Annotated in this window: 14 protein-coding genes; 3 read left to right on the top strand and 11 right to left on the bottom strand. The window is 70.7% G+C overall.

Translation table 11 applies throughout. The features are described from left to right. Positions 1 to 53 precede the first annotated feature (53 nt). From AB0M36_RS02180 to AB0M36_RS02170, 3 genes are all read left to right on the top strand, one after another. A complete protein-coding gene (locus AB0M36_RS02180) occupies positions 54 to 1,562 on the top strand; it encodes a family 16 glycosylhydrolase (protein WP_364151007.1) in 1,509 nt (502 codons plus the stop codon). A 105-nt stretch (positions 1,563 to 1,667) separates the two neighbouring features. Continuing rightward, a complete protein-coding gene (locus tag AB0M36_RS02175; protein ID WP_364152227.1) occupies positions 1,668 to 2,852 on the top strand; it encodes a hypothetical protein in 1,185 nt (394 codons plus the stop codon). Then, the gene (locus tag AB0M36_RS02170; RefSeq protein WP_364151005.1) at positions 2,849 to 3,160 is read left to right on the top strand and encodes a hypothetical protein; all 312 of its coding nucleotides are present in this window, start codon (positions 2,849 to 2,851) and stop codon (positions 3,158 to 3,160) included. Before AB0M36_RS02175 ends, AB0M36_RS02170 begins: the two co-directional genes overlap by 4 nt. On the opposite strand, the gene AB0M36_RS02165 is transcribed toward AB0M36_RS02170, so the two are convergent. The 11 genes from AB0M36_RS02165 to AB0M36_RS02115 form a co-directional block, all read right to left on the bottom strand. Continuing rightward, a complete protein-coding gene (locus AB0M36_RS02165; RefSeq protein ID WP_364151003.1) occupies positions 3,100 to 3,987 on the bottom strand; it encodes a sulfotransferase domain-containing protein in 888 nt (295 codons plus the stop codon). The two genes, AB0M36_RS02170 and AB0M36_RS02165, sit on opposite strands and share 61 nt — an antisense overlap. Next, entirely contained in the window at positions 3,984 to 5,510 is a 1,527-nt protein-coding gene (locus tag AB0M36_RS02160; protein ID WP_364151000.1) for a polysaccharide biosynthesis C-terminal domain-containing protein, read from the bottom strand. The genes AB0M36_RS02165 and AB0M36_RS02160 overlap by 4 nt, the downstream gene beginning before the upstream one ends. Next, positions 5,507 to 6,880 (bottom strand): O-antigen ligase family protein, encoded by a 1,374-nt coding sequence (locus tag AB0M36_RS02155; protein ID WP_364150997.1) that lies wholly within the window; start codon positions 6,878 to 6,880, stop codon positions 5,507 to 5,509. The genes AB0M36_RS02160 and AB0M36_RS02155 overlap by 4 nt, the downstream gene beginning before the upstream one ends. A gap of 3 nt (positions 6,881 to 6,883) precedes the next feature. Then, the gene (locus AB0M36_RS02150) at positions 6,884 to 7,798 is read right to left on the bottom strand and encodes a glycosyltransferase family A protein (RefSeq protein ID WP_364150994.1); all 915 of its coding nucleotides are present in this window, start codon (positions 7,796 to 7,798) and stop codon (positions 6,884 to 6,886) included. Further along, on the bottom strand, positions 7,791 to 9,491 hold the full coding sequence (locus AB0M36_RS02145) for a hypothetical protein (RefSeq protein WP_364150991.1): 1,701 nt from the start codon (positions 9,489 to 9,491) through the stop codon (positions 7,791 to 7,793). Before AB0M36_RS02145 ends, AB0M36_RS02150 begins: the two co-directional genes overlap by 8 nt. Before the next feature lie 99 nt (positions 9,492 to 9,590). Beyond that, complete coding sequence (locus AB0M36_RS02140; protein WP_364152224.1) at positions 9,591 to 11,489, bottom strand: hypothetical protein; 1,899 nt, start codon at positions 11,487 to 11,489, stop codon at positions 9,591 to 9,593. Positions 11,490 to 11,704: 215 nt separating this feature from the next. Continuing rightward, complete coding sequence (locus AB0M36_RS02135; RefSeq protein ID WP_364152221.1) at positions 11,705 to 12,637, bottom strand: glycosyltransferase; 933 nt, start codon at positions 12,635 to 12,637, stop codon at positions 11,705 to 11,707. 5 nt (positions 12,638 to 12,642) lie between these two features. Continuing rightward, positions 12,643 to 13,497 carry a phosphatase PAP2 family protein gene (locus tag AB0M36_RS02130; protein ID WP_364150988.1) on the bottom strand — a complete coding sequence of 285 codons (855 nt, stop codon included), beginning with the start codon at positions 13,495 to 13,497 and terminating at the stop codon, positions 12,643 to 12,645. A gap of 61 nt (positions 13,498 to 13,558) precedes the next feature. Next, positions 13,559 to 15,076 (bottom strand): sugar transferase, encoded by a 1,518-nt coding sequence (locus AB0M36_RS02125; RefSeq protein WP_364150985.1) that lies wholly within the window; start codon positions 15,074 to 15,076, stop codon positions 13,559 to 13,561. Between the two features lie 750 nt (positions 15,077 to 15,826). After that, the gene (locus AB0M36_RS02120) at positions 15,827 to 16,621 is read right to left on the bottom strand and encodes an ABC transporter permease (protein WP_364150983.1); all 795 of its coding nucleotides are present in this window, start codon (positions 16,619 to 16,621) and stop codon (positions 15,827 to 15,829) included. Positions 16,622 to 16,704: 83 nt separating this feature from the next. Further along, positions 16,705 to 17,631 (bottom strand): ABC transporter ATP-binding protein, encoded by a 927-nt coding sequence (locus AB0M36_RS02115; RefSeq protein ID WP_364150980.1) that lies wholly within the window; start codon positions 17,629 to 17,631, stop codon positions 16,705 to 16,707. Positions 17,632 to 17,647: the final 16 nt, after the last annotated feature.

The raw sequence follows: 17,647 nt of genomic DNA, 5'->3' as shown, positions 1-17,647 counted from the left end.
TCTTTCCGCCGTACCTATACGCTCCGACATCGACGAACCACAAGGGAGAGTTGATGTCGCGCAGGGCGCACGCGCCGGTCCACGCACCGGCGCCGCGACGGGGGATCCGGAGCACCCGATCGCTGATCATCATCGGCACGACGGTTACCGCCGTCACCGCCGCGACCCTCGTGCCGGTCTTCGCCGGCGACGACCACGGCCTGACGCTGCACCCGGTGGCCGACACGACCGTCACCCAGGTCCGCCAGGACGGGGACACCAGCGCCAAGACGACGCTCGCGAGCTGCCCCGCCCTCTGCGACAACAACGCGCGCGGCCGGCGTGACGCCACCCTGCAGTTCGCGGTGGACAAGCTGCCTTCCCACGTCGCCAGGGTCAAGGCCACCCTGCGGGTGTACGCGTGGCACGACGTCGCCGCCCGCATCGTGGCCCGCACCATCCCCGGCGACCTCAGCGCCGCGGCCGATCCGGAGCGGTTCGCGACCGCCGCAGCGGTCCCCGCGCTGAACGCGGTGAAGAAGGGCTACAACGAATTCGACGTGTCCGCGTCGGTGCGGCGCAACGGGACCTACACGTTCGCGTTGTCCCAGGAGACCCTGAACACCCGGGTCTACTGGGCGTCGCGGGAGAACGCGAAGGACCAGCTGCACCCCGAGCTCGTGCTGTCGTACGAGACGGGCGGCAAGCCCCCGCCGACACCCACCACGCCCGGGACCGCGCTGCCGCCGCCCACGACGGCACCCCCGAGGCCGACCGCGACGCCGACGACCTCGAAGCCGACGACGCCGACGAAGACGGCGCCCGCGCCGACCACCAAGCCGCCGGCCCCCACCACCCCGCCGGCGCCACCGGGCTGGAAGCTGGTCTGGAACGACGAATTCACCGGCGGCAAGGTCGACCTCTACAAGTGGAACCTGCGCGACAACGAGGGCCGCGACATGGACCTCGGCTGCAATGTGGACGATCCGAAGAACACCTTCGTCAGCGGCGGCAACCTCACCTTGCGCGCCCTTCGGGAGAACGCCACCTGCAGCTCGCAGAACCGGCAGTACACCCAGTCGTACCTCGACACCATCGGCAAGGCCTCGTGGACGTACGGCCGCTTCGAGATCCGGGCCAAATCACCGAACAAGGCCGACACCTCCCAGGGCCTCTGGCCAGCGTTCTGGCTGCGCCCCAACGACGGCGGCAACGGCGAGATCGACGTGACCGAGCTCCCCGGCGGCCAGGGCTGGTACGACCAGACCACCGCGGCCATCTTCTACGACTACAGCCCGGTCAAGCAGGACACCCGCATCGACCTGCCCAGTGGCGGCTACCCGGGAGACGGCTTCCACACGTACACCACGGAATGGGACGCCAACGCGCTGAAGTGGTACGTCGACGGCAAGCTCGTCTGGAGCCGGGACCGCACCACCACGCCGTGGTACGACAAGGCCTTCCACAAGCCGTACAACATCCGACTGAACTTCCAGGTCGGCGGCTGGCTCGGGAACCCGGACGCCAAGACGCGGTTCCCGGCGGACTTCGTCGTCGACTACGTGCGGGTCTACCAACGCTGACCCCGGGGGCCTGTTTTTCATGACAGACCTTCACCTATCGTCTAGCTCGTGCTGAATGAGTCGACGCGGGCCGCCGTACCCGGACAGCGGCCCCCGTCAGATCCCATCCCGGCCCAAAACGACCCCCGGGAACGACGGGACGGCCTCGGCTGGGTCACCCGCGCCATCTTCGGCGACGCCGGCGTGACGGTCTCCGTCGGCGACGACCCCGGAGCCACGGTCCGATACGCGGTGATTCCGTCCCTCGACAACGCGCGCTTCCTGCTGCCGCTCGTCTCGCCCCGGGTCACCGCGGCGTCGCTGCTGGCCTACAACGCCCTGCGCCCGCCGAAGGTGCGAGCGGGCCGGGCCGCCGTCGGGATGCTCGCCCGCGTGGGCCTGCTGGGCCTGACCAAGGCGCCCACCCTCTCCGTGCACGCCACCGAGCCCGGCGACCTGCTCGCGGCCTTCCTGGCCGACCTCCTGGGCGAGCCCCGACTGCACGCCGCGATCGGCATCCGCCCGCCAGACCCGCACCACAAGCCGACGCTCCAGCTCTTCGACGATCGCGGACGCCCCCGCGGGTACGCGAAGATCGGCTGGAACGACGGCACCCGGGCGATGGTCCGCGCCGAGACCGCCACCCTGGGTGACCTGCCGTCCGGCGGTGGTTTCCCGCCCGCACCCCGGCTCCTGCTGCACACGCGGTGGCGGGGCCGGGAGATCGCCGTCATCGAGCCCATGCCCCGCACGGTCAAGCGCATCCGGCGACCCGGCCGGCCCCGGCTGGAGGCCATGCTGGCGGTCGCCCGACGCGGCGGACCCGCCGCTCCCCCGGCACCCGTCACCGGTCTGCTGGAGACGTGGCGGCGCCGCGCGGCGGGCGCCGACCCGCGCATCCTCGACTTCATCGACGCGCTCGACACCGGCATCTCGCTCGAGTTCGGCGACTGGCACGGCGACTGGGTGCCGTGGAACATGGCCCGGCACCGCGGCGGCCTGCTGGTCTGGGACTGGGAGAACCGGTCCGCGGGCGTGCCGGTCGGCTTCGACCTGGCCCACCAGGCGTTCCAGACGGCCCTGTCCACCCACGGGCGCCCGGCGGCGGCCTGCGCTGTCGCCGTGGACGAGGCGTTGCGCGAGCACGGTGCGGCGCTGGGACTGGACGGCGAGGCGCGACGGTTCGTGGCCGACGCCTACCTCGTGGAGCTGTGGCTGCGCACCTACGAGCTGTCGGGCGGCGGCGCCGGCTGGAATCCCAAGCTGCATCCCGCCCTGCTCGACGTGCTCGCCACCCGCCTGCCGCGATGAGTGGTTCCGCCGACCTGCTCGCGGTCCGTCGCTTCTGGACGGAACGCGTGGCGCACCTGCACACCACCGGAGACGCGGAGGCCGCCCAGGTGCGCGCCAGCGCCGTCGCCGTGCTCGACTCGCGGGGGCGGCTGACGTCGGTGCAGCGTTCCATGTTGGCCGGTGCGACGGCCGAGCTGGAGCGTCGCGACTTCCCGCACAGCGCCGAACTGCTCCACCTGGCCCGGCTGGTGCAGCGGGCCGCGGCTCAGGACCAGTCGAACGTCATGCCCAGGCGCTCCTCGAGCGCCGCGTTGTACGGCCGGTAGTAGGCGCTCAGCTCCGCGCGTACCGAGGCGTCCATGCCCTTGCTGGGCCGGTCGTTGTAGACGTCGTAGGCGGGCAGCTCGTACGCCGGTAGCCCGATGAAGTCGAGGATCCGCGCGTACGTCCGCGCCGGCTGCCGATACAGCGTCTCGCTGGCGACGATGAACAGCTGCGAGGAGTCGAACCGCTCCAGCCACGGCTCCAGGTGCTCCAGATACCGTCCGCGTGCCCGGTACGAGTACGAGTCGAAGGCTGGCGAGAAGTAGCCTGGCTCCGCCTCCAGCCGGGCGGCCTCTCCGGCCGTGCGGCTCTCCTCGGCCGCCAGGGCGGCGGCGAAGTCCAGCGGCTCCACACCCTCGGTGCGGCGCTCCTTCCAGTGCGAGAACGCCCGCTCCACCGGGTCACGCAGCAACACGATCATCCGGGCCTTCGGCATCAGGTCGGCCACGCGCCCCGCCACCAGCGGGTGGAACATGTACAGCGGCGCGGCCTCGCCGGCCTTGCACGGCCCACCGTGCTTGCGTTCCAGGGCAGCCCGCTGCCGGCGGGTCGGGAAGTGCGACCTGTACCAAGCCTCGCCGCGCGACCAGTTCTCCTCGAAGTAGTGCGAGGTCTTGGTGTTCCACGCGGGAAACAACTGCGGCACGAGCGGATGCTGGATCAGGTAACGCCACAGCGACGTGGTGCCGCCACGCTTGGTGCCGATGACGAGGAAGTCCGGCAGTGGCCGCTGGTCGCTGGTGCGCTCGCCGTAGCGGACCAGCAACTCGCGGACCTGCTCCCGGGCGCCTCGCGGTGCGACGCTCTTGATCCGGTCCTTGACGGTCACTGTTCCTCCTTGGAGTGCCCGGAGGGCCTGAGCTGATGGCGAACGGATGCCAGGGCCGCGCGAACGCGGCGGTCGGCGAGCAGGGCGGCGGCGCCGACGGCCACGATCGCGAGGGCCACGGCCAGGCCGGTCAGGCCCCGGCCGGCGACCAGGACGCCCGTCGCGGCGGCGGCGCCGGTCGCGGCCGTCACCGCGAGGGCCGAGACGACGAGGGTACGCCCGAAAAGCGCCTCGCCCAACGCCCGGCGGGCCAGGACGGCGGCCAGCACGTTCTCGCACACGATGCCGGCCGACCAGGCGATAGCCGCGCCCAGGGCGCCGTGCCGCGGGATCAGCACCAGACACAGCCCCACGTTGAGCGTCAGTCCGGAGACGGTGGCGATCAGATGCCCCCGGCTGTTGCCGCTCATCAGCAGCACGGTCTGCACGAGCCCGAGGCCGACGTTGACTCCCATGGCGGCGGCGAGCACGGCCATCGGCGTGGCTCCCGAGCGGAAGTCCGCGCCGAACAGGGCCAGGAACGCCGGGGCGAAGACCCCGAGCATCAGGTACGCCGGCCACGACAGCAGGACGATCCCCAGGCTCGTGCTCCGATAGATCCGCGCCGCCTCGGGACGCCGGCCCGCCCCGAGCAGGCGGGAGAGCTGCGGGGCGATCGCCACGCGCACCCCCTGCATGACGAGCAGCCCGGCGAGGGCATAGCGGCCCACGGCGGCGAACACGCCCGTCTCGGCCTGCGTGGCCAGGGCACCGGTCAGCAGCACGCCGACCCACATGCTGCTCGCGTCGATGGCCACCGACGCCGCGCGCGGCAGCGCGAAGCCCCAGAACGGCCGCCAGTCGGTCACGGCGGGCCGCAGCGAGGCACCCGCACCGATGCCGAAGGGTCTGATCACGAGCGCGAGCGCGATGAGCAGCGCCAGGGTCAGGGGCAGCAGCCAGCCGCCGAACCCGGCCAGCACTCCCCCACCGGCGGCCACGGCGGCGATCATCAGCGCCGGCCGGGCGATCGGGACGAACAAGAACTGCACCGCCACGTACGCCGATACGGCGCGGGTCGCCCGTACGGCCGCGAGCAGCACCGTCACCGCGACGATCATGGGCACGCCGGCGAAGGCCAGCCGGATCAGCGCCGCGCCGTCCGCGTCGTCGAGCAACGCCCGGGCGATCGGTCCGGCCGTCATCAGCCCGATCGCCGCCACGAGCAGGGCGAGTCCCACCGGCGGGACCAGGGCCGGCAGCAGCAGGCGGGCGGCGTTGCCGTCCGGCCCGCTACGCCGCCGCGGCAGCGCCCAGATCAGCGCCGTGTCGGCGCCGAGGCAGCAGACCGCGCCGACGATGGAGACCAGCCCGATGGCGCTGAACAGCGCGCCCGAACCGTCGGCGCCGAACGCCCGCACCACGACGATGGTCAGCACGAAGCCGAAGGCACCGTTGACCGCCGCGCCGACGAGGCCGATCGCCCCGCTGCGGGTGCTCCGGCGTACCTCGGTGGCGGTTGTCTCGTCGGCGACCGCCGTCATGGTCGCGCCTCTGGGACGATCTTCGGTTCACGGTTGACCGGGCCGTCCACCGCCGCGAGCCCGAGGCCGGTGGCGAAGAGCAACACCGACATATTGGGATCGATGTACGCGTAGAACGGGGTGACCACCGCCGCGATGATCGGAAGGGCACTGAGCCACAGCCCGGCGGGCGTCACCGCGGCGGCCAGCCGGCGCGCGAGGATCAGTAGGAGCAGATAGAAGCACAGCGTCGCGGGGATGCCGTGGCTGTAGATCAGCTGCCAGATCATGCCCTGGGTGCCGAGCGGCTCGGTGGAGTGCGTGGTGTCGACCGAGTTGGGCTGGCCGAACCCGAGCAGCGGCGAGCGCATGACGGCCGCCCAGGTCTGCACATAGAGGTCGAGGCGGTCGGAGGTCGTGTCGGTCGTCGACGTGCGGTTGGTGATCATGTCGACGACCGGGATGAACAGCGTGACGACCCAGCCGGCGAACAGGATGGCGGTGACCGGCACCAGCAGCCGCACCCGGCCCTGGGCGATCTCCCGACCGAGCAGATAGAGCACGCCCGCGCCCAGGCCGATGAACATGCCCCGGTTGAGCGTGAAGAACGCCGGAACGATCGAAAGCGGCAGCGACACCATCAGCAGGACGCGCATCTTCCCACGACGCACGGACGTCAGGTACGCGAGCACGAACGGCACGAGGAAGGAATACGCGGTGCCCCAGTTGTTGGTGTACGGGTACGGCGCCGCCGGCCGATAGATGGGGTTACGGCTCTGCGCGTTGAACTCGGTGGAGTCCAGGTGGGACACGTCGGTGATGAAGCGCTCGCTGCGCACGCCCTGCGGCAGCGCCAGCTCGAACGGGCTGGGCATGCTGAACTTCGGCGCGAGCACGCCGAGCCAGCCCAGCGCCACCATGGAGAGCCAGAAGATGGCCAGCGGGTTGGCGATCTTCACCCACGAGGCGCGGTCGCGGGCCACGTTGTAGACGTAGATGCCCACCATGAGCGCGGTGAACAGGTGGCCGAGGCGCAGCCCGAAGGTCAGCAGCGAGGTGACCCGTTCGAGCCGGGTGGCACTGATGACGACGATGCCGAGCAGGATGAACCAGAGCCACGTGCCGGTGGGCAGCCGCACGTCGCCGCGGGTGGTGAGCAGGGCGAGCAGGATCACGCCGAAGAACGGCCAGACGAAATACCAGACTCCGAGCGCCCACCAGACCGGCATGAACGCGAACATCACGACCAGCGGCCACAGGGGCAGCTTGGCGGTGCGGACGAGCCAGGCGCGGGGATCGAGCACACCCTCGGCGACCGCGGCGACCGCGCGGGCCCGGGCCGGCGCGGTCGCCCGCACGAGCCGCCGGGTCCGCACGGACGTCCTGGCCAAGCCTCAGATCCCCTTGCCGCGCTTCTGCGCCATCCGCAGAACCCGTTCGCCGGTCATGAGCCGCAGAATCACCGGCACGGTCACCAGCACCCGCTTCTCCCACGGGTTGAGCCGGATCACCGCCGCCAGTTCCCGCACCGCCTCCGTGCGCCGGTTGCTGGAGGCGAGGGCGAACGCGATCTGACCCCGCAGCCGGGCCAGGCCGGCACGGTGCTGCGCGAGGTCGGGATGCTTGCGGATGAGGTAACGCTGCGCTTCGACGATCGTCGCCCAGCGGCCGAAGTAGAACGAGCCGCCGTGCCAGTCGACGATGACGAGGGCCCGGCGCACCACCGCGACCGGCGTGTGCGTCGAGACCCGCAGCAGCCACTCGTAGTCCTCGCTGTAGCCGCCGGGGATCCCCTCGTCGACCTGGCCGGCCGCCTCCCACGTGGTGCGGCGCACCAGCATGGTGCTGGAGTGCACCTCCATCACCCGGTCGGCGAGGAAGTCCTCGTGCGTGACGAGGTCCCGCTCGAGCACGCGTTCCTTGTCGATGCCCGGCCCGCGCAGCCGCAGCCCGCAGCTGACCGCGCCGACGGCGGGGTCGGCGAGCAGCTCCACCTGGCGGCTCAGCTTCGCCGCCAGCCAGATGTCGTCGTCGTCGCAGAAGGCCAACAGCTCACCGGTGGCCACGTCGACGCCGCTGTTGCGCCCGCCCGGCAGCCCCTGCTTGTGCGTGTTGTTGATGAGCTTGAGCGACCGGTCGGGCCCCGCGGTGACGCCAAGGTCGCGGACGTCGACGTGGTCGTAGACGACGATGCACTCGACGCGGCCGGGATAGTCCTGCTGGAGGATGCTGGCGACCGCCCGTTCCAGCAGACCCGGCCGGTCGCGGGTGGCGACGATGACACTGATGTCCGGGTAACCCTCAGGCACCGTTGCCTCCGGTCAGGACAAAGCCGACGGTCTGGGCACCGGCGGACCGCAGGCGGTCCACCAGGCGGCTGAGCTCGCTGTTGCGGGTCCGGTCCCGGGCGACGACCAGCACGGCGACGCCCTCCTGCGCGGCGCGCACGCCCCGCTCGTCGGTGTCCGAGGCGGGCGCGTCGATGACCACCACGCCGGTTTCGGGCTGTTCGCCCAGCGTGCAGAGCCGCACGACTCCGGCGCCGACGAGCACGACGTGCCCCGCCCGCGAGTCGAGATCCGATGTGGACCGGTGCGGCTGGCCGGTGGTCGACGCGGAGCTCTGCCGCGGAATGCCCGCCTGCATGATGAGCGTCGCATCGGGGTCCTGCCCCACCACCCCGGGCCGAGCCTCGGCGAGCCGCATGGGAGCGCCATGTCTCTGCCCACCGGCGGACGGGAGCCCACCGGCGGACGCGGCCGACACACCCGCGCCGACACCGCGGCCGAAGCCGCCGCCGGTCGCGTTGCTGCCGTTGAGCCCCGCGCTGGACGACTGGGCCGCCCGCGGCCGTGGAGGCGTCCGCTTCTGCGCCGCGAACAGGATGCGCTTGAGTTCCTCCTGCGTCTGGCTGGGAGCGGCCAGCGTGATGTCCTGACCGGCCTCGGCCAGCGCCACGGCGAGATTGCCGCTGACGGTGGTGCGGCCCTCGTCGTCGCTGCCGGAGAGCACGACCAGCGGCCGGTCGGGGTCCCGATCGATCCACTTCAGGAGGGCGAGGGAGACGTACCGCGCGTCGGCGGCGGGTCCCGCGTCGCCGTGACGTCCGCCGGCCCGGACCACCCCGAGGGCCGGCACCCCGACGATGTCGGCGGCCTGGTCGATCGAGCGAATCCGGCGGTCCAGCGCCTCCCGCGCGTGCGCGGCAACCATGCCGAAGAGCAGGCCGCCGAGCACGGCGGCGGCCAGGTAGAGCAGGGCGGCGTCGTGGCTGGACGGCACGGGCGCGCGGGCCGCGGCGGCGATCGAGCCGGGGCTCAGGTCGGCGGAGGCGACCTTCGCGCGGGCGTTGGCGAGCTGCGCGATCTGGTCGTTGAGCTTGCTGACCTGGTCCAGCTTGGCCTGGGTACGCGGCGAGACGAACTCCGAGCCGTCCTGCGCGTCCTCGGGCAGGCCCTTCTGCGCCGCCTGGCGCTGCTCGGACACCGACTTGACGGTGTTGTCGTACGACAGGATCAGCGCCTCTCGCTGCTGCTTGTAGATGTCCTCGCGAACCCGCAGGTAGGTCTGGGCGGCCGTGTTCGCGCCGGTGATCGCGCTGTCCTCGCTGTTGCTGGCGTATTCGAAGCGCAGCACCTGCCCACCCGTGGGCACCTCGGTGCTGAGCGCCTCGCGCACGTCCTCGGGGTCGCGCTTGAGGCTGCTCGCGGTCGAGTCGATGACGTCATTGCCGAGCGCGATGCCGTTCTCGGCGGTCATGTTGATCGCCCGGTCCGCGCCGCTGGACGGCAGCGTGAACGGGTCGGTCACCACAGGTCGCAGCACCACGACCGCGGTGGCCCGGAATGTGGCCGGAAAGAACAACAGGTAGGCGATCACCAAAAGCGTGGTGCCCGCGGTCGCGGCCGCCACCACACGCCAGCGGCGCAGCGGAATCCTTACGACATCCGCAAAGCCGACGACCCGCTGCCGGCTCGCGGCGACGGAATCAGTCACATCCATGTGTCGTCTCTCCCCGGGTGGTGCAGTTGTGGTGCTTGTCCGGCGGACCGTTCCCGGCCGGGCGGCTGCCTGGCCGGGAACGGTCCGCTCCTGGTTCCGTTAGGACGTCGCGAAGAACAGGGTGGGGTTGTTCCAGCTCACCGCCCCGGTCTTGGGCGCCACCACGGTCGCGCTCGAGCCGTCGACCGCCGTGGCGGCCGCCGGGTCAAACCCCACAGTACGCAGCGATCCGTCCGTCGAACCATAGACGAGCTTCCCCGCCACCCAGGTCATACCACGGACGGTGCGCCAGTCGATACCCTTCGTAGGCAACGTGAACACCGTGCAGCCGATCACCGAGCCGTCCGGCGTGAGGTACCGGTAGGACAGATCCCTACTGTTCGATGACGTGTAGTACATCCGGCCCTGCAGGTAGAAGGCACCCGTCATGGACGAGGCCTGGAACCAGGAGTTGAAGCCGCTGCCGACCCACGGCGCACCGATGGTGCCACCGGTCAGCATCGACGCGTTCAGGACCGAACCGCTTGGCGCGGAGAAGTCCACCTTCGCCCAGTAGAGCTTGTTGTGCAGGGCGAAGGCCGCCCGCGCGTTGGTGAGCTGCGGCTGGCTCACCGTCGTCGGGGCGCCGAGGCCATCCGGACCGTACGCGAACTTGGTGACCTGGCCGTTGCCCGCGCCCAGGTAGATGTTGCCCGAGGCGGCCTGAGGCGCGTCCTGCAGCGCGATGGTGCGCCCGCCCGCCTCCGGGAAGTAGCCGAGGCGGCCGTGGTACTCGTTGCCGAGACCGTCGGAGTCCTGGCCGATGAAGAGTCCGCTCGGCCCCTTCCAGATCTCCCACATGATCGGACCCCAGCTGGTGCCGCCGCTCGGCAGCTGGCTGCCCGGCGAGCGCGTCGGGTTCCAGCTCAGCGGGACGCCGTTCTGCTGGTCCAACGCGGCGACGCCGTAACGGCCGACGCCGCCCGGACCCTGCTTGTCGTTGCCGTTGGCGTTGTTCTGCCACCGGAAGTGCCCACCCACGTAGACGACGCCGTCGGCGACTTCGAGGGAGGTGACCGAGTCGGCACCGGTGAAGTCCACCCAGGTGGCCTTGACGTTCGTGCCCCGGTCGGCGGTCTCCCAACGGGCGGTGGCGTCGCAGTACGCGTTGGCGCTGAGTCCACCGTCGGCGATGATGACGAAGTACTTGCCGTCATCCGAGAAGTCGACGTCGCGCGCGTAGAACGGGAAGGTGCCGCTGTAACAGGCGGCCACGTACCGATCGGTGCTCCAGTCGGCGACGACCGGCGTGCCGGAGGTCTCGATCATCACGACCTGGTTGCGGCTCGCGCCGTTCACGGACGTGAAGTTGCCGACCGCCACGACGGTCTTGCCGTCGGGTGCGACCGCGAGACCCCACACCAGCTCCGTCGAGTTGGGGTAGGGGCGGGCGCCGCCCGCGTCGATTTGGAACGTCGAGTCGATCGCGCCGGTCGTGGCGTTGAGCCGGGCGAGCAGCGAGTGCTCGGTGCCGTTGACCCAGTGGAAGGCGCCGGCGATGTAGAGGTGGTTACCCTGCACGATCGCCCGGCGCACGACGCCGCCGTCGGCGCGGCCGACCCAGCTGGTGACCGTCGCGCCGGTCGCCGGGTCGAGGGCCACGAGGTTCTTGCGGGCGACACCGTTCACGGTCGTGAAGTTGCCGCCGACGATGAGCTTGCCCTCGGGGCTGACCGCGAGGGTCTGCACCGCACCGTCCAGCGCCGGGGCGAAGCCGGTCTTCAGCGCGCCCGTCGTCACGTCGTACGCGACGAGGTGGTTGGCCGGCGACCAGGCGGTCGCGCCGGCCGCCTTGATGCCGGTGAAGGAACCGCCCGCGTAGACCGTGTTACCGATCTGCGCGAACGCGCGCATGCTGCCGTTCTGGGCGTGCGGCGTGTTGTCCGCAGGACTCGTCGCGACGATGGTGGCCGGTTCGCTCGCCGGCACATACACGGCTTTCGCCGGAATGGCGGTCATTGCGACCGTCAGACTCGTCACCACGGCCGGCACCAGCACTCTGGCGAGCGGCCGCGACCGGAGTCGACGCTTCAAGGACACGAGCCCTCCTAATAGAAATTTAAAGATTGACGCAGCCTGCTGCCCTAAAGGGCGGTGCGCTATCGACCGTACGGACGAAGAGCGCGATCTTTTGTCCTCGGTCCGTGCACTGGGGACGGGGCACGGACACGCTGTCACCGTGGTGCGAGCCGGAACGGCGCGACGCCCGGTGAGGCTCGCACCGACCAGGCCGCGGCTACTTCCAGGTCCTCGAGGGTCACGTTTTGTGCCTCGCGGGCCACGACCAGTTTTCTGCCTTCCAGTTCCCGAGCCATCGCGACCTGATGGTCGTCGATGTGCTCGCCAAACGCCTTACGCCGGGGGACATACAACGCGCGCTTGCCGGCCTGCATCGCCGCCAGGGCGGAGCCCACCCCCGCGTGGGAGATGACGGCGTCCGCCTCCGCCAAAGCTTGTCGCATCTCGGTGATCGGCACCTGCCGGCGTGCACCTTCGGGCATCTTATCGATGACAGTCGAGCCAACCTGCCACAGGATGTCCCACTCCCGCGGAAGCAGTTTGACCAGGTGGGTGAGCAAACGCGGAAATGTGTACCGCGCATGCGTACCGAGTGTCACCACCACCTTGCGAATCGGTGGGGGATCGACCCGCGCCTCGGCTTCGAAGGCATCGAAGATGGAGCCGCCGTAGCGCCAGCTTCCCTCGGCCCACCCCGGATACTGCGTGTAGAGGCTCACCCGCGGCATCCGGGCGGCGAGCCGACCGGTGAGCGAGGGACCGGCGGTGCGGGTGGCGCTCTCGATATAGGAGCACCGCACCCCGGCGGCCGCGGCCGGCAGGAAGAAGGCCATGGCGACGGCGGCGCCGGTGCTGATGACCTGCTCGTACCGCTCGGCCTTGAACATGCGCCGCGCCACCGCCAGGTCGCGGAGGACTCCGGTCATGTCACGGCTGGTGACCGGCGGGACGAAGACGACATCCTCGCCGTCGAGCAGCGAGCGGCTCTGGGGGCTGTCGAACGTCACCCACCGCCGCTTGCCCAGTCCGAGCCGCGGGGCCAGGTCGTGCAGCTCCGCGAGGTGACCGCCGGTCGAGGCGACGAGCATGGTGGTCACGCCGCCGGCACCGCCTCCGGCTGCTTGTCGCCGGAGCTCTCCCGCACCTCGGCGGTCTTCGCGACCGACGTGCCGCCGGGATAGCGGCCCGCGAGGACGCAGACGGCGATCGCGTAGCCGAGGAACAGGGCCGGGCCGAAGGTCAGGCCGCTGATCACGTCCGTGAGCCAGTGCTTCTGCGTGTACATCCGGGAGTAGCCCTCGTAGGCCGCCATCACGAACACCACGGTGCCGAGCACCACGTGCCAGCGACGGCTCAGCTTCCAGGTCAGGGCGATGAACAGGGCGATCGCCCCGAAGGTCATGACAATCCGCGCGATGCCACCCGACGGGTACGACCCCAGCCCGGTCGGCGGGTGCCCGCGGTCCACCATGCCGGCCAGGATCGCCTGGACGTACTGCTCGAACGGGAAGCTGACCAGGATCGCGACCAGCGGGATCCAGAAGCGTCGGCGCCACAGCACCGCGAAGACGATCGCGGCGGCCACGACCACCTTCTTGAGCGGGTCACGGTCTCCGAGCGCGGTGTAGAACCAGTTGAAATCCTCGAAGGTGGGGTTGCGCCGGTCGGTGATCCACAGGAGCACCGGCCAGTCGATCACGTTCTCCAGGCTGTGGGCCAGGAGCCCGACGGGCCAGAAGACGGCCACGATGACAGCGCCCCAGAACAGCAGGAACGCCAACGCCGCCACCGGCCGCCCCAGCGTCAGGACGAGGCCGGCGACGGCCTCCCTGGTCCTGGCCACGAGGCGCCCCCCGGCCAGCCGACGACCCGGCCCGTTCGCGAGCAACGGACCGGCCACGGCCGGCACGATGACCGACAAGGCCGCGATGAAATACAGCAATACCACCGAACTGTCCCCACATCCGCGGTGTCCCGACCGCACGATCCCCTTGTTTGCCTGGGCGCGTCTAGTACGCGCCCGCGCCCCGCGTCACGACCATCGCTGTCCGCATGAGGATGACCAGGTCCACGGTGAGTGACCAGTTCTCCACATACCGCAGGTCGAGCCGGATCGAGTCCTCCCAAGACAGATCCGACCGTCCGCTCACCTGCCACAACCCCGTCATGCCGGGCTTGACCACCAGCCGCCGGCGCATGTCCTGCGGGTACTGCTCGACCTCGCTGGGCAGCGGCGGCCGCGGACCCACCAGCGACATCTCGCCCAGCAGCACGTTTATGAGCTGGGGCAGCTCGTCCAGCGAGTACCGGCGCAGCCAACGGCCGGGCCGGGTGACCCGCGGATCATCGCGGATCTTGAATAGCACACCGGAGAACTCGTTCTGCTCGCGCATGGCGGCGAACCGCGCCTCGGCGTCGGTATGCATCGTCCGGAACTTATACATCCGGAACATCTCGCCGCCCCGGGCGACGCGGATCTGGCGGAAGAACACCGGTCCTCCGGTGTCCAGCTTGATGATCAGCGCGATCGTCAGGAAGACGGGTGCGAGCAGCACCAGCAGCAGGGCGGCCACCGAGACGTCGAAGACCGACTTGATCAGTCGCCGTCCGCCGGACAGCCGCGGGTGCTCGATGTGCATCATCGGCAGCCCGTCGACCGGACGCACCGTGATGCGGTCGCCCGCGGTGTCCACCAGGGAGGACGACACCATCAGGTCGATGTCGTCGCGTTCCAGCTCCCAGGCGAGCCGACGCAGCATCGGCCCGTCGAGTTCGGGGCAGGACAGCACCATGACGGTGTCGGCGCCGGCCGCGGCCGCCGAGTTGGCGGCGGCACCGAGGGCGCCGAACACCGGGACGTCCACCAGGCGCGCCGCCCCGGCGAGCTGATCGGCGGGCAGGCAGGCACCGATGACCTGCAACCCGTGGTGGGAACGCCGGTTCAACTGGCTCGTGAGCTGCGCGACCGCCGGGGCATGACCGAGCACCAGAACCCGGTGCATGCAGGCGCCCCGCCGTCGGGCGCGGTGCAGAATCTTGCGCAGCGCGAACCGGCCGCCGAGGGACAACACGGTGGTCAGCACCAGCGCGATGAGCAGATAGCCGCGGGCGAGGTCGGCCTTGGCGACGTAGGAGACCAGTGCCATGCCGACGGTCAGGCGCACGCCGGCCCGCAGCACGCGCGAGTACTCCTCGCCACCGACGAAGAGGATGCGCCGCTCGTACGCGTGCGACAGCGCCAGCAGGCCCACCCACGCGGGCGGGATGAGCGCGGACAGTGCGAGATACCAGTCGGCGTACGCGGCGCCCTGGAAGCGCAGCACGAAGGCGGCCAGGGTGGCCACCAGCGTCGCTCCGAAGTCGATGACCAGGAGCAGCTTGACGTAGCGCGCCTCCCACACCCACCGGTCCGCGTGACCACGTCCCCAGGCGTCGTCGAGATCCCTTTCGCCGACGTCCGGGTAGTCGGAAATTTTTGGTATGTCCTGCGTATCGGCGTTGCCCGCCGTCATTCCCGTCGTTGTCACGACGCCTCTGCCTCCGGTGAGACCCCACGCCCACTCGGCAATTTTCTGCACGCCACTTGGTCCACGCCCCCCACCCCTTGGCCCACGACAAACAAGCGCAAGGACGCCTAGGCGGTGAACGCTAGACGAGGAACCGACGAAAGCCGACCCCGCGTGTCGCAATCTTTACTTGGGCCGTACGCAAAATTTCGGATGCCGTCTTGCGAGGCATCCTGTGCATTGCAGGTGAACTCGTCTCTACAGCGGACAAAGTACCAGGAGAACCGAGAGTGACGGAAGACTTGATATCGCCGTCAATATTTGACCGATTTCTCCGCATGATCAGCCGTCATTTGTCCGATACGGGAATTCGCGGCCGCGCTCAGTAACCTTCCCACCTCGGAGCGCGCCGACGGCAGGCCATGATCTTCGATGAGAAGTCGATCGTCCGTACTGGACAGAACCACCCGGATGTGAGCAACACCCGTCGATCGGCCCACTTGACACCGGTCGACGGACCGGCGTGCGTCCGGGATGCCGCAGTATGATCCGATTCGGCCAGCCCGGCGCGGCCGGTCAACCACTTCGGAGCGGGCCAATCCATCGGAGCCGGTCAATTACGACGGGGCCGGCAATCGCCGCGAGGCGGGCATTCAGCCGCCGCCGCGCCTCCGCCCCACACGGCACGACCGCCGCCGCGCCTCCGCCCCACACGGCACGACCGCCGCCGCGCCTCCGCCCCACACGGCACGACCGCCGCCGCGCGGAGGGCTACTCCCAGCGGAACTTACGGGCGGCCGCGGTGAGGGCGCCGGCGGCCCACAGGGTGAGACTCAGCCAGATCGTGCCCGGCACGGCGGCGCCGGCGGTGAGGGTGGCCCGCAGGGCCTCGGCGTGAGCGGCCAGCGGCAGCAGGAAGTGACCCGCCGACCCCAGGTCCGGCGCCGCGAACATGATGCCCCCGGCGGCCAGCATGAGCACGTAGATCAGCGTCGCCGCCGCGGTGACCGTCTCGGGCCGCAGCAGGCTGGCGATGAGCAGTGCCAGCCCGCAGTAGGCGGCGGTCGCCAGGACGGTGACGCCCAGCGCGGACACGAGCCCGGACAACTCCGGGCGCCAGCCGGCGGCGACGCCGACCAGGGCGAGCACCAGCGTCTGCAGGCCGACGAGGCAACCGATCGCCGCGGTCTTGGAGAAGAGCAGGCCGGGCCGGGTGAGCGGCGAGGCGCCGAGACGTTTCAGGACGCCGTAGCTGCGCTCGTACCCGGTGGTGATCGCCTGCCCGGTGAACGCCGTCGACATGACGGTGAGCGCGAGGACGCCGGGGACGACGTAGCCGAGCCGGTCGTCGGTGGGCAGGCTGGTCGCGCGCGTGAGCCCGGCGCCGAGCAGGACGAGCAGCGGGACGCCCATGGCGAGCACCACGGCCTCGCCGCGCCGGGCGGTCAGGAGCAGCTCCATCCGGATCTGCCTGCGCAGGATCGCCCGGGTGGGCGCGCGGCCGGGCGCCGGGGTGAACGTGCCGGGCCTCGCGCCGGCCGACTGCCGTGCGCTGCTGGTGCTCATCGGGCCGCTCCCGCGCTGCTGGTGCTCATCGGGCCGCTCCCGCGCTGCTGGTGCTCATCGGGCCGCTCCCGCGCTGCTGGTGCTCATCGGGCCGCTCCCGCGGTGAGGGCGAGGTAGACGTCCTCGAGGGTGCGGCGGCGCGTGTTCACCGCGGTCACCTGGGCTCCGGCCGAGGCGAACCAGGCCAGCACCGCCGCGATCGCCTCGGTGTCGAGGGCACCGGCCACCGTGTACTCCCCCGGGGAACTCTCCGTGACGGTGACGGTGACGGTGGCGGTGAGGCGGGCGGCCAGGCCGGCGATGGGCAGACCGGGATCCGCGCGTACCTGAAGGAGGTCGATGCCGGCCGCGGCCGTCAGCTCCGCCGGGGTTCCCGTGGCCGCCACCACGCCCTTGTCCATGATGACGACGTGGTCGGCGAGGCTCTCGGCCTCGTCGAGCAGGTGGGTCGTGAGCAGCACCGACACGCCGTCCGCGCGGAGGCTGTCGACGAGTTGCCAGGTGGTCTGCCGTGCGCCGACGTCCATGCCGGCGGTCGGCTCGTCGAGGAAGACCAGCTCGGGCCGGCCCACGAGGGCGACGGCCAGACAGAGCCGCTGCTGCTCGCCGCCGGACAGTCGCCGGAAGGTGGTCTTGGCGAACTTGCGCAGGCCCAGGAGGTCGAGCAGCATCTCCACATCGAGCGGATCCGCCGCGTACGAGGCGAAGAGCCGGAGGATCTCGCCCGCGGTGGCCCAGGGGTAGACGCCCCCGGACTGCAGCATGATGCCCAGCCGCGGCATCAGGGCGTCATGGTCGGCGACCGGGTCGAGACCGAGCACCCGCACCGATCCGCCGTCCGGGCCGCGGAAGCCCTCGCAGACCTGCAACAAGCTGGTCTTTCCGGCGCCGTTGTCGCCCAGCAGGGCGAGAATCGCGCCGCGCGGGACGGTCAGGGACACACCGTCGACGGCGGTGACCTCGCCGTATCTGACGACGACGTCCTGCACCACGACGGCGGCCTCGACCATGGGCGAAACTGTACTG

The organism is Actinoplanes sp. NPDC051346 (assembly GCF_040682215.1).
In the GTDB taxonomy this organism is placed as follows: Bacteria; Actinomycetota; Actinomycetes; order Mycobacteriales; family Micromonosporaceae; genus Actinoplanes.
The sequence above is the reverse complement of the archived record's forward strand: the minus strand, read 5'-3'. Positions and strand labels throughout refer to the sequence as shown.